The organism is Bacteroidales bacterium, assembly GCA_021157585.1.
Classification (GTDB): Bacteria; Bacteroidota; Bacteroidia; order Bacteroidales; family UBA12170; genus UBA12170.
Genome location: JAGGWH010000027.1, coordinates 17,963 through 30,877 on the forward strand (window position 1 = coordinate 17,963; position 12,915 = coordinate 30,877).

The window sequence follows — 12,915 nt, forward strand, 5'->3', positions numbered from 1 at the left end:
TCAATATTTATTTATTCGGTTACTTCTTCTCTCGAATCAATTAAAGTCTGATACTCTTCTTTTGAGCCTACAATCAGATCTCCATATTCACGTAAGCCTGTTCCTGCAGGAATCAAGTGACCAACAATTACATTTTCTTTCAATCCTTTTAGCGAATCGCGTTTAGCATTGATAGCAGCATTTGTTAGCACTTTAGTCGTTTCCTGGAATGATGCAGCAGAAATAAAGCTTTTAGTCTGCAATGATGCCCTTGTGATACCTTGTAAAATCTGACGACCAGTAGCAGGTTGAGCTTCACGTGCAACAATTAAAGCTTTGTCTTTACGTTTCAATACAGAGTTTTCATCGCGAAGTTTACGAGCTGTAATCATTTGACCAGCAATACAATTTTCAGAATCTCCGGCTTCTTCTACAACTTTTTGTCCGAAAACAAGATCATTTTCTTCTAAGAAATCTACACGGTTAACCAATTCATTTTCAAGAAATTTAGTGTCTCCGGGATCATCAATCTCTACTTTACGCATCATTTGACGAACAATAGTTTCAAAGTGTTTGTCATTAATTTTTACACCTTGTAAACGGTATACTTCTTGCACTTCGTTAACAATATATTCCTGAACCTTCATAGGTCCTTTAATTGCTAAAATATCAGCAGGAGTCATAGCACCATCAGATAATCTAGTTCCAGATTTAACAAAATCGTTTTCCTGAGCTAAGATTTGCTTAGAGGTGGAAATCAGATATTTTTTCTGTTCTCCGGTTTTAGAAGTAATAATTACTTCACGATTTCCTCTTTTAAGTTTCTTACCAAAGGAAACAACACCATCAATCTCTGCAACCTTAGCGGGATCAGAAGGATTACGAGCTTCAAATAACTCAGTAATTCTTGGAAGACCACCGGTAATATCACCAGCATGACCAGTTGCACGAGGAATCTTAACTAAAATATCACCCGCTTTAATTGGTTTTTTATCATCTACAACAATATGAGCTCCAACAGGAATATCGTAACTCTTAATAATTTCTCCTTTAGAGTTTTTAATATGGATAATTGGATTCATCGCTTTAGAGCGATTTTCAACAACTACTTTATCCTTATAACCTGTTTGTTCATCAGACTCGACACGATAAGTAACACCTTGGGTAATATTTTCGTAAGAAACTTTTCCTTTAACTTCTGATAGAACAACGGCATTATACGGATCCCAATCACAGATAATGTCACCTTTTTTAACGTCAGCACCATTTTCAGAATAAAGTTTAGCTCCATAAGGAATATTTGCCGAAGCTAAAGCAACACCAGTTTTTTCGTCAACTACTTTCATTTCAGCAGAACGTCCGATAACAACTTGGTATTTCTTACCTTCACTATCTTCATAAGCAACGGTACGAAGCTCTTCTATTTTTAATTTTCCTTCAAATTTAGATTCTATACGAGAAGATGTTGCAATATTAGATGCAGTACCACCAACGTGGAATGTACGTAAGGTCAACTGTGTACCCGGCTCCCCAATTGACTGTGCGGCAATAACACCAACAGCCTCACCTTTTTGAACCAATCTACCAGAAGCTAAGTTTCTACCATAACATTTAGCACAAACACCTTTTTTACTTTCGCAAGTTAATACCGAACGAATCTCTACAGATTCAATATGAGAATCTTCTATTAAATGAGCTAATTCTTCATTAATCTCTTGTCCGGCACTCACTATCAAGTCATTAGTTAAAGGATTATATATATCGTGTAAAGCTACACGGCCTAAAATACGTTCAGATAGTGACTCAACAATTTCTTCACTTTTCTTCAAAGCAGTAATGGTTAAGCCTCTGAGTGTACCACAATCTTCTTCCGAAATAATAACATCTTGAGCAACATCAACCAAACGACGAGTTAAGTAACCAGCATCAGCCGTTTTAAGAGCTGTATCGGCCAAACCTTTACGAGCACCGTGAGTAGAAATAAAATACTCAAGAACAGAAAGACCTTCTTTAAAGTTAGAAAGAATTGGATTCTCAATAATTTCACCACCGGTAGCACCTGATTTCTGAGGTTTTGCCATCAAACCACGCATACCTGATAACTGGCGAATTTGTTCTTTAGAACCACGAGCTCCAGAGTCAAGCATCATATAAACGGAGTTAAATCCTTGCCTATCAGATGAAATCTCTTTCATCAATGTATGTGTAAGATGTGAGTTTGTATGTGTCCAAATATCAATAATTTGATTGTAACGCTCTGTATTGGTAATGAAACCCATATTGTAGTTATTCACTACTTCCTCTACTTCTTCGTTTGCTTGCTTAATTAAAACTTTTTTAGATTCAGGGATAACAACATCACCTAAGTTAAATGACAATCCACCTTTAAAAGCCATATTAAATCCCATAGATTTAATATCATCTAAAAAAGCAGCCGTTTTAGCGGTACCAACAACTTTTAATACGTCAGCGATAATATCGCGTAATGAACGTTTAGTCAATACTTCGTTAATGTATTTATACCCTTCCGGTACTACTTGATTAAATAGCACACGACCAACAGTAGTTTCTACTTGATGATTGATAGGTTTTCCATCAACAATATCGTCTACTTTAGCATAGATGATAGCGTGTAAGTCAACTGCTTTTTCATTATAAGCAATAATAACTTCTTCCGGACCGTAAAATTTATAACCTTCCCCTTTTACAGGATTAGATTCGATACTTTTACGAGGTTTTGTCATATAATATAATCCCAAAACCATATCCTGGGAAGGAACAGTAATAGGAGCTCCATTGGCAGGATTTAAAATATTATGAGATGCAAGCAATAACATTTGTGCTTCGAGTACCGCTGCATTTCCTAAAGGTACGTGAACAGCCATCTGGTCACCATCAAAGTCGGCATTAAAACCTGTACAAGCCAATGGGTGTAACTGTATAGCTTTACCTTCTATCAACTTAGGTTGAAAAGCCTGAATACCTAAACGGTGCAATGTAGGAGCACGGTTAAGCATAACAGGATGTCCTTTTAAAATATTTTCAAGAATATCCCAAATGATAGCATCTTTACGATCAACTATTTTCTTTGCAGATTTAACAGTTTTAACAATGCCACGCTCCATTAATTTACGAATAATAAATGGCTTAAATAACTCTGATGCCATTCCTTTAGGAAGACCACATTCGTTAAGTTTCAGGTTTGGACCTACTACAATAACAGAACGGCCGGAATAATCGACACGTTTACCTAAAAGGTTTTGACGGAATCGACCTTGCTTTCCTTTTAAGCTATCACTCAGTGATTTTAGAGGACGGTTAGCTTCAGTTTTTACGGCATTAGCTTTTCTTGAATTATCAAATAACGAATCAACAGCTTCCTGCAACATACGTTTTTCATTACGCATAATTACATCAGGAGCTTTAATTTCTATCAATCGCTTTAAGCGATTATTACGAATAATAACTCTACGATATAAATCGTTTAAGTCGGAAGTCGCAAAACGACCACCATCCAAAGGCACTAAAGGACGCAATTCCGGTGGAATTACTGGAACAACTTTCACAATCATCCATTCCGGACGATTCTCTATTCTTCCTTGTGCATCCCTAAAAGATTCATAAACCTGAAGACGTTTTAGTGCTTCTAGTTTACGTTGTTGCGAAGTTTCTGTATTAGCTTTATGACGAAGTTCGTAAGAAACTTTATCTAAATCTAAACCTGCCAATAAATCGAAGATAGCTTCGGCACCCATTTTAGCAACAAACTTATTAGGATCACTATCGTCAAGATGCTGATTTTCAGTTGGTAGCGAATCAAGAATATCAAAATATTCTTCTTCGGTTAAAAAATCCATATACTTAACAGCTTCGCCTTCAGCATTTATAGCTCCAGCGGGATTTATTACAACATAACGTTCATAATAAATAATAGTATCAAGTTTTTTGGATTGTAAGCCTAATAAAGCACCAATTTTATTTGGTAAAGAACGAAAAAACCAAATATGAGAAACGGGAACAACCAATTTAATGTGTCCCATTCTTTCGCGACGAACTTTCTTTTCTGTTACTTCAACTCCACAACGATCGCAAACAATCCCTTTATAACGGATTCTTTTGTATTTACCACAGTGGCACTCATAATCTTTTACAGGTCCGAAAATTCTTTCACAGAATAAACCATCGCGTTCAGGTTTATAAGTTCTGTAGTTAATAGTTTCGGGTTTTAACACTTCTCCGCTAGATTGCTCCAGAATCTGCTCGGGAGAGGCCAAACTAATCGTAATATTTGAAAAGCTGTTTTGTGTAAGATTTGTATCTTTTCTAAAAGCCATAAATCAAATTTTATAAATTGTAAAAAAGTTTTCCGCCATTGGCGGAAAACCAAATATTATTAATCAAAATTGATGCTTAATCCAAGACCTTTCAATTCGTGTATTAACACATTGAAAGATTCGGGTATTCCTGGTTTAGGCATGCTGTCGCCTTTTACAATAGCTTCATAAGCTTTTGCACGACCAACAACATCGTCCGATTTAACGGTTAAGATTTCCTGAAGGATATTTGCTGCTCCAAATGCTTCGAGAGCCCAAACTTCCATTTCACCAAAACGCTGACCACCAAACTGGGCTTTACCTCCAAGAGGCTGTTGCGTAATTAATGAATAAGGACCTATAGAACGAGCATGCATCTTATCATCAACCATATGATGTAGTTTAAGCATGTAGATATAACCTACAGTAGCAGGTTGATCAAAACGCTCGCCTGTACCACCATCATAAAGATGAACACTACCATTTTCAGGTAATCCGGCTTCACGAGTAAAATCGTTTATTTGCTCAAGTGTTGCACCATCAAAAATTGGAGTAGCAAATTTTTTGCCCAATTTAATTCCTGCCCATCCTAAAACAGTTTCGTAAATCTGACCAAGGTTCATACGAGAAGGTACACCCAATGGGTTAAGTACAATATCAACCGGTGTACCATCAGCTAAGAAAGGCATATCTTCTTCACGAACAATACGCGAAACAATACCTTTGTTACCGTGGCGACCAGCCATTTTATCACCTACTTTAAGTTTACGTTTTTTAGCAACATAAACTTTAGCCATTTTTACAATACCCGTTGGCAATTCATCACCAATAGTTGCCTGAACTTTTTTACGATTAAGATCGCCAAGTCTTTCTTTATATTTTAAAGTGTAATTATTAATTACCTCTTTAATCATATTGTTTTTGTTGGCATCTGTAGTCCATCCGTTAGGATTGATTGTTAAGAAATCCAAACCTGTTAACAGTTTTTGTGTAAACTTGGTTTTTTTAGGAATATGAACTTCTTTATAGCCATCGAAAACACCTTGAGACGTTTTACCGCTAACCAAAACAGTCAATTTATCAACAAGTTTTGATTTTAATTCGGCTACATCTTTATTAAAATCTTCTTCAAGTTCTTGGATAATTTCTTTATCCTTACTCTTAGCGCGACGATCTTTCATATTTCTAGTGAAGAGTTTTTTATCAACTACAACACCAATTAATGAAGGAGGTGCTTTTAAAGACGCATCTTTAACATCACCGGCTTTATCGCCAAAAATAGCACGTAAAAGTTTTTCTTCCGGAGTTGGATCGCTTTCTCCTTTAGGAGTAATCTTACCAATTAAAATATCACCGGCACTAATTTCTGCACCAATACGGATAATACCGTTTTCATCTAAATCTTTAGTTGCTTCGGCACTGATATTAGGAATGTCGCTGGTTAATTCTTCAAGACCACGCTTTGTTTCACGAACATCTAAAGAAAATTCTTCAATATGAACAGAAGTAAAAAGATCTTCTTTCACTACTTTTTCAGAAATTACAATAGCATCCTCAAAGTTATACCCTTTCCAAGGCATAAAAGCAACCATTAAATTTCTTCCTAAAGCAAGTTCACCATTCTTAGTACCATATCCTTCACAAAGAACTTGTCCTTTAACAACCTTATCGCCTTTGCGAACAAGAGGACGAAGATTAACGCTTGTATTTTGATTAGTTCTTAAGAATTTTGATAATTTATATGTCTTCAAATCATCATCGAAACTCACTAATTGCTCATTATTATCGCGCGAATAGCGGATAGTAATTTTACGAGCATCAACATATTCTACAACTCCTTCACCTTCTGCATTAATCAATACACGGCTATCGCGAGCAACAGAAGCTTCGATACCTGTACCAACAACAGGAGCTTGAGAATTCAATAAGGGAACTGCCTGACGCATCATATTTGATCCCATCAAAGCACGGTTAGCATCGTCATGCTCAAGAAATGGAATTAGAGATGCAGCAATAGAAGCAATCTGATTAGGTGCTATATCTATTAAGTCAATCTTTTCTTTTTCAAGAATTGGATAATCTGCTAAAGATCTAGCTTTTACTCGAGAATTAACAAATGTACCATCATCTTCCATAAGTGTGGTAGCCTGACAGATAATTTTATTCTCCTCTTCTTCGGCACTAAGATAAATAGGATCAACTTGTATTTGTGCCTGTCCTTCTTTTACTTCTAAATATGGAGTTTCAATAAATCCTAATTTATTGATCTTAGCATAAACACAAAGTGAAGAAATAAGACCAATATTCGGACCTTCAGGAGTTTCAATAGTACACAAACGACCATAGTGCGTATAGTGAACGTCTCGAACCTCAAAGCCCGCTCTCTCACGAGATAAACCTCCAGGACCTAAGGCAGAAACACGACGTTTATGTGTAATTTCAGACAAAGGATTTGTCTGATCCATAAACTGTGATAACTGATTAGTTCCAAAGAAAGAATTAATTACCGAAGATAATGTTTTAGCATTAATCAAATCTGTTGGGGTAAACACCTCATTATCTCTTACGTTCATACGCTCACGAATAGTACGTGCCATACGGGATAAACCTACACCAAACTGCTGGTAAAGTTGTTCTCCGACAGTTCTTACACGTCTATTACTTAAGTGATCAATATCATCAACTTCTGTTTTTGAATTAACTAATTGTATAAGGTGTTTTATTATTAAAATAATGTCCTCTTTTGTTAAAACCCTAACATCAAGACTAGTTTCTTGATTTAATTTTTTGTTAATACGATAACGACCTACTTCACCTAAATCGTAGCGAGAATCCGAGAAGAACAATTTGTCAATAATACCACGAGCAGTTTCCTCATCAGGTGGTTCTGCATTTCGTAATTGGCGATAAATATATTCTACAGCCTCTTTTTCGTTATTTGCAGTATCTTTATTTAATGTATTGAAGATTATTGCATAATCTCTACTGCTAATATCATCTCTATGCAAGAATATAGTCTTAATACCTGCATCAAGTATTAACTCGATATGTTCTTTCTCTAATTCTACTTCTCTTTCGATAAGTACATCGGTTCTTTCAATAGAAACAACCTCTCCGGTATCTTCATCTACAAAGTCTTCAATCCATTTGCGCACTACACGTGCAGCTAATCTGCGCCCGACAACTTTTTTCAAACCTGTTTTAGAAACTTTAACCTCTTGTGCAAGATCAAATATTTCTAAAATATCTTTGTCACTTTCAAAGCCAATGGCTCTTAAAAGTGTTGTTACAGGAAGTTTTTTCTTCCTATCGATGTAAGCATACATCACATTATTTATGTCCGTAGAAAATTCCATCCAAGATCCTTTGAAAGGAATAATTCTGGCCGAATACAATTGAGTACCATTTGCGTGGCGATGTTGTCCAAAGAAAACACCAGGCGAACGATGTAACTGAGATACAATTACACGCTCAGCACCGTTCACAATGAAAGTACCTTTAGGAGTCATGTAAGGGATCATTCCCAAATACACATCCTGTATGATAGTTTCAAAATCCTCATGATCGGGATCGGTACAATAAAGCTTCAATTTGGCCTTTAAGGGGACGTTATATGTTAAGCCTCTATAGACACACTCATCCATGGAGTATCTTGGAGGGTCAACAAAATAGTCTAGAAATTCTAGAACAAAATTATTTCTTGCATCGGTAATAGGAAAGTTCTCGCTAAATACTTTGAACAATCCTTCGTTACTACGATTTTCAGGGTTAGTTTCCAACTGAAAAAATTCCTGAAAGGATTTTAGTTGGATATCGAGAAAATCGGGGTAGTCAACTTTTATTTTTGTCGACGCAAAGTTGATTCTATCAGAAACTATATTTGCCAAGGTTTAAAATTTTTAAGGTTAAATTAACTGACGAAAAAAGACGACCTAATAATACGACGAAAAATAGACACTTCAGGCGCAAGCCTGCCGTATCTATTATCCGTCAATGACTTAAGTAGTTTGACCTACGGAAGCCTTATTTAACTTCAACTTCAGCTCCAGCTTCTTCTAAAGATGCTTTAAGAGCTTCTGCTTCGTCTTTGGTTACACCTTCTTTTACTGCTGCAGGTGCACTATCAACTAAACCTTTAGCTTCTTTAAGTCCTAAACTAGTTAATTCTTTAACTAATTTAACAACTGCTAATTTTGAAGGTCCTGCGGCTTTTAAGATAACATCAAAAGATGTTTGCTCTTCTTGAGCAGCTTCACCACCTGCTGCTGGACCAGCAACTGCAACTGCTGCTGCTGCAGGCTCAATGCCGTACTCTTCTTTTAAAATTCCAGCTAATTCATTTACTTCTTTAACAGTTAGATTAACTAATTGTTCTGCAAACGCTTTTAAATCTGCCATTTTCTATTGTATTTAAATTGTTTTCAAAAATTGTTTATTAAAATTATTCTGTCTAACTATGCGGAGCGTTCCGACAAAGTCTTAACAACACCAGCAAGTGTATCTCCTCCCGATGAAAGGGCTGAAATAACATTTTTTGCAGGAGATTGTAACAATGCAATAAGATCGCCAATAAGCTCGTCTTTCGACTTGATAGCTACCAACATATCTAATTCATTGTCTCCAATATAGATAGACTCTTCGACATAAGCACCTTTAAGGATAGGCTTTTCACTCTTCTTTCTGAATTCTTTAATCATTTTTGCTGGAGCATTTCCAACTTCAGAAAGCATAAGAGAAGTACCGCCTTTTAACACCTCAAATAAAGGTTCAAAGTCTTTGTTAGATTTCTCCATTGCTTTTTTAAGCAAGGAGTTTTTTACTACGACCATCTTAATGCCATTCTTAAAAGCTAAGCGTCTCAAATTACTTGTGGATTCTGCATCCAATCCCGAAATATCTGTCAAATAGATATGAGGATTATTCGAAAGCTTTGCTTCTAGCGAATTGATTAACTGGTCTTTTTCTTCTTTCTTCATACTATAAATCTCCTTTATAGGTTTTACCGAAATCGATAACGATTGTTATAAGGTAATAGATTTAGGATCAATTTGAATTCCTGCACTCATAGTACTGGACATGTAGATACTTTTTACATACGTACCTTTAGCAGCAGCAGGTTTCATACGAATAATTGTTTGAATCAACTCATTAGCGTTTTCTTCAATTTTTTTCGCATCGAAAGATACTTTAGCTACTCCGGCATGTATAATACCAAACTTATCAACTCTAAAGTCGATTTTACCAGCTTTAACTTCCTGAACAGCTTTACCAACTTCCATAGTAACCGTACCGGTTTTAGGATTTGGCATCAAGCCTCTAGGACCAAGAATTCTACCCAATGCACCAACTTTTGGCATAACACTAGGCATGGTGATCACCACATCGATATCCGTCCAACCGCCTTTTATTTTGGTAACATATTCGTCTAAACCAACGTAATCGGCTCCGGCTGCTTTTGCTTCTTCTTCTTTCTCTGGTGTACACAATACCAAAACACGAACAGTTTTACCTGTACCGTGAGGTAAAGTAACCGTACCGCGTACCATTTGGTTTGCTTTACGGGGGTCAACACCAAGGCGAATGTCTAAATCAACTGAAGCATCAAATTTAGTTGTAGTAATTTCTTTTACAACTACGCTTGCTTCAGTTAAAGAATAAACCTTCTCACGATCGAGTTTCGCTAAAGCCTCTTTTCTTTTCTTTGTGATTTTACCCATTTTCATTTAATTTTAAAATGTTTAATACCGAATAAGTCGATATTAATTTTCGGTAAAAGGATTCTTACCACTAACTTTAACACCCATACTACGTGCTGTACCAGCTACCATACGCATAGCAGACTCAACTTCGAAAGCATTCATATCAACCATTTTACCGGTAGCAATGTCTCTTATTTGATCCCAGCTAATACTTGCTACCTTAATACGGTTAGGCTCCGAAGAACCTTTCTTAATTTTGGTAGCTTCCATAATCTGAACAGCAACAGGAGGAGTTTTGAGAATAAATTCAAACGATTTATCCTTAAACACAGTAATAATAACGGGGATAACTTTCCCTGCTTGTTCCTGTGTTCTAGAGTTAAATTGCTTACAAAACTCCATAATATTCACCCCTTTTGCACCTAATGCAGGTCCAACGGGTGGTGATGGGTTAGCAGCACCTCCTTTAATTTGTAATTTTATTAATCCACTGATTTCTTTAGCCATCTTTTTAGTAGATTTTCTAAAAGATTAAAAAATATGTTGATTCTTACTCCTTAGCTACTTGCATAAAGCCTAGTTCAAGTGGCGTTTTTCTTCCGAAAATCTTCACCATCACCTTAAGCTTTCTTTTTTCCTCATTGATTTCCTCAATAACTCCGGCAAAACTATTAAAGGGACCATCGATCACTGTAACTGTCTCACCCACAATAAAAGGAACACTAAATTCTTCGCTTTGCTCACCTAACTCGTCTACTTTACCTAAGATTCTCTTAACCTCAGCAGGACGAATAGGATCTGGCGAACCGCCTTTAGTACCCAAAAAGCCTATTACATTAGGAACACCTTTAATCATATGTTGTATCTCACCTTCTAAAGAAGAAACTTCGATTAACACATAACCGGGAAAGAAGTTGCGTTCTTTTACAACTTTTTTACCAGAGCGTACCTGATAAACTTTTTCTGTTGGGATAAGTATTTGTGAAATATTATCCTGTATGTCGAGACGGCGGATTTCACTCTCTAAATATTCTTTCACCTTCTTTTCCTTACCACTTACGGCTCGAACTACATACCACTTTTTCACTGTTTCACTCATACTCTATCAACTCAAAAAAATAAGAAATAATATCAACGAAATTATTATTGACAATAATGCTTAGTTTAAAAGTTTATAAAACGCATCCAATACGTTCCTAAAACTAATATCCATCAAAAAAACCACCAAAGCGATTATAAGGGAAGCAATGGATACAACAATAGCACTATTTTGGAGTTCATTCCAAGTAGGCCACGAAACCTTATTTATTAATTCGTCATAAGATTCCTTTGAATATTTAACTATGCCCATTTGTATATGTATTAAATTTATTAGCACGGGTGGTAGGACTCGAACCCACGACTCCTGGTTTTGGAGACCAGAGCTCTACCAACTGAGCTACACCCGTGTTTGATTTTATTTGATATGGCTAGCAAGAGTACCTAAGCACTCTTGCCATATACCAAACTTAATCTCACTATTTATTCCCAGCTTAAACGTCAAGCATTTCAGTTACCTGACCAGCTCCAACAGTTCTACCACCTTCACGGATAGCGAAACGTAAACCTTTATTCATTGCAATTTGTGCAATAAGCTTAACCTCAACTGTAAGGTTATCACCAGGCATTACCATTTCAATTCCTTCTGGAAGCATAATCTCACCAGTTACATCTGTGGTTCTAAAATAGAACTGAGGACGATATTTATTATGGAATGGAGTATGACGTCCACCTTCTTCTTTCTTCAAGATATAAACTTCTGCTTTGAAGTAATCGTGAGGAGTAACACTACCTGGTTTACAGATAACCATACCTCTACGAATCTCATCTTTAGAAATACCACGTAATAAAAGACCTGCATTATCACCGGCAAGACCTTGATCCAAAATTTTACGGAACATCTCAACACCAGTAACAACAGATTTTAATTTCTCTGCACCCATACCAATGATATCAACAGCATCACCTGTATTGATAACACCTGTTTCTATTCTACCTGTAGCAACAGTACCACGACCAGTAATAGAGAAAACATCTTCAACAGGCATCAAGAAAGGCTTATCTTGATCACGTTCTGGTAATGGAATCCATGTATCACAAGCTTCCATTAATTCGTAGATTTTTTCAACCCATTTAGGTTCATTATTTAATGCACCTAAAGCGGAACCTTGAATAACCGGAGTATTATCACCATCAAATTTGTAGAAATCTAATAACTCTCTGATTTCCATTTCAACAAGTTCTAATAACTCTTCATCATCAACCATATCCACTTTATTCATGAATACAACCAAACGAGGAACACCAACCTGACGTGCAAGCAAGATATGCTCACGTGTTTGAGGCATTGGTCCGTCTGTTGCAGCAACAACGATGATAGCACCGTCCATTTGAGCAGCACCAGTAACCATATTCTTCACGTAATCCGCGTGACCAGGACAGTCAACATGAGCATAGTGACGAGTTTCTGTTGTGTACTCAACGTGAGCTGTGTTAATTGTAATACCTCTTTCTTTTTCTTCAGGGGCATTATCAATTGCATCGAAGTCTGTAACTTCAGCAAATCCCTTAGCCGCTAAGCATATAGTAATAGCAGCTGTTAATGTTGTTTTACCGTGGTCGACGTGACCAATTGTACCAATGTTCACGTGGGATTTTGACCTGTCAAATTTTTCTTTAGCCATATCAAAAAAAAATATTATTAATGAAATTAAATTTATTAAGTTTCTAAAAAAACTGAGCCAATGACGAGAGTTGAACTCGTGACCTCTTCCTTACCAAGGAAGCGCTCTACCACTGAGCTACATCGGCTGAATTGAGCGGGAGACGAGGCTCGAACTCGCCACCTAAAGCTTGGAAGGCTTTCGCTCTACCAAATGAGCTAC

The 12,915-nt window shown here is 36.5% G+C and carries 9 protein-coding genes and 2 tRNA genes; all 11 read right to left on the reverse strand.

Annotated features, from left to right (window positions below; genetic code table 11):
• Positions 1-11: 11 nt before the first annotated feature.
• Positions 12-4,313, reverse strand: a complete 4,302-nt coding sequence (gene rpoC, locus J7K39_01375) for a DNA-directed RNA polymerase subunit beta' (protein MCD6178532.1) — start codon at positions 4,311-4,313, stop codon at positions 12-14.
• A 59-nt stretch (positions 4,314-4,372) separates the two neighbouring features.
• Positions 4,373-8,179 carry a DNA-directed RNA polymerase subunit beta gene (gene rpoB, locus J7K39_01380; GenBank protein ID MCD6178533.1) on the reverse strand — a complete coding sequence of 1,269 codons (3,807 nt, stop codon included), beginning with the start codon at positions 8,177-8,179 and terminating at the stop codon, positions 4,373-4,375.
• 136 nt (positions 8,180-8,315) lie between these two features.
• Complete coding sequence (gene rplL, locus J7K39_01385) at positions 8,316-8,690, reverse strand: 50S ribosomal protein L7/L12 (GenBank protein MCD6178534.1); 375 nt, start codon at positions 8,688-8,690, stop codon at positions 8,316-8,318.
• A 56-nt stretch (positions 8,691-8,746) separates the two neighbouring features.
• On the reverse strand, positions 8,747-9,268 hold the full coding sequence (locus J7K39_01390; protein ID MCD6178535.1) for a 50S ribosomal protein L10: 522 nt from the start codon (positions 9,266-9,268) through the stop codon (positions 8,747-8,749).
• 45 nt (positions 9,269-9,313) lie between these two features.
• Complete coding sequence (locus J7K39_01395) at positions 9,314-10,009, reverse strand: 50S ribosomal protein L1 (GenBank protein MCD6178536.1); 696 nt, start codon at positions 10,007-10,009, stop codon at positions 9,314-9,316.
• A 42-nt stretch (positions 10,010-10,051) separates the two neighbouring features.
• On the reverse strand, positions 10,052-10,498 hold the full coding sequence (gene rplK, locus J7K39_01400; protein ID MCD6178537.1) for a 50S ribosomal protein L11: 447 nt from the start codon (positions 10,496-10,498) through the stop codon (positions 10,052-10,054).
• A 43-nt stretch (positions 10,499-10,541) separates the two neighbouring features.
• On the reverse strand, positions 10,542-11,090 hold the full coding sequence (gene nusG / locus J7K39_01405) for a transcription termination/antitermination factor NusG (protein MCD6178538.1): 549 nt from the start codon (positions 11,088-11,090) through the stop codon (positions 10,542-10,544).
• Between the two features lie 60 nt (positions 11,091-11,150).
• On the reverse strand, positions 11,151-11,342 hold the full coding sequence (gene secE, locus J7K39_01410; GenBank protein ID MCD6178539.1) for a preprotein translocase subunit SecE: 192 nt from the start codon (positions 11,340-11,342) through the stop codon (positions 11,151-11,153).
• Between the two features lie 24 nt (positions 11,343-11,366).
• Positions 11,367-11,439: transfer RNA gene (locus J7K39_01415), tRNA-Trp, on the reverse strand.
• Positions 11,440-11,523: 84 nt separating this feature from the next.
• The gene (tuf, locus tag J7K39_01420) at positions 11,524-12,714 is read right to left on the reverse strand and encodes an elongation factor Tu (GenBank protein ID MCD6178540.1); all 1,191 of its coding nucleotides are present in this window, start codon (positions 12,712-12,714) and stop codon (positions 11,524-11,526) included.
• A gap of 55 nt (positions 12,715-12,769) precedes the next feature.
• Positions 12,770-12,841 (reverse strand) — tRNA-Thr (locus tag J7K39_01425).
• Positions 12,842-12,915 lie beyond the last annotated feature (74 nt).

What these genes read in the sequence shown, in the direction of transcription:
- rpoC (MCD6178532.1), bottom strand. Translation starts at nt 4,313, where the DNA reads ATGGCTTTTAGAAAAGATACAAATCTTACACAAAACAGCTTTTCAAAT.
- rplL (MCD6178534.1), bottom strand. Translation starts at nt 8,690, where the DNA reads ATGGCAGATTTAAAAGCGTTTGCAGAACAATTAGTTAATCTAACTGTT.
- J7K39_01390 (MCD6178535.1), bottom strand. Translation starts at nt 9,268, where the DNA reads ATGAAGAAAGAAGAAAAAGACCAGTTAATCAATTCGCTAGAAGCAAAG.
- J7K39_01395 (MCD6178536.1), bottom strand. Translation starts at nt 10,009, where the DNA reads ATGGGTAAAATCACAAAGAAAAGAAAAGAGGCTTTAGCGAAACTCGAT.
- rplK (MCD6178537.1), bottom strand. Translation starts at nt 10,498, where the DNA reads ATGGCTAAAGAAATCAGTGGATTAATAAAATTACAAATTAAAGGAGGT.
- nusG (MCD6178538.1), bottom strand. Translation starts at nt 11,090, where the DNA reads ATGAGTGAAACAGTGAAAAAGTGGTATGTAGTTCGAGCCGTAAGTGGT.
- secE (MCD6178539.1), bottom strand. Translation starts at nt 11,342, where the DNA reads ATGGGCATAGTTAAATATTCAAAGGAATCTTATGACGAATTAATAAAT.
- tuf (MCD6178540.1), bottom strand. Translation starts at nt 12,714, where the DNA reads ATGGCTAAAGAAAAATTTGACAGGTCAAAATCCCACGTGAACATTGGT.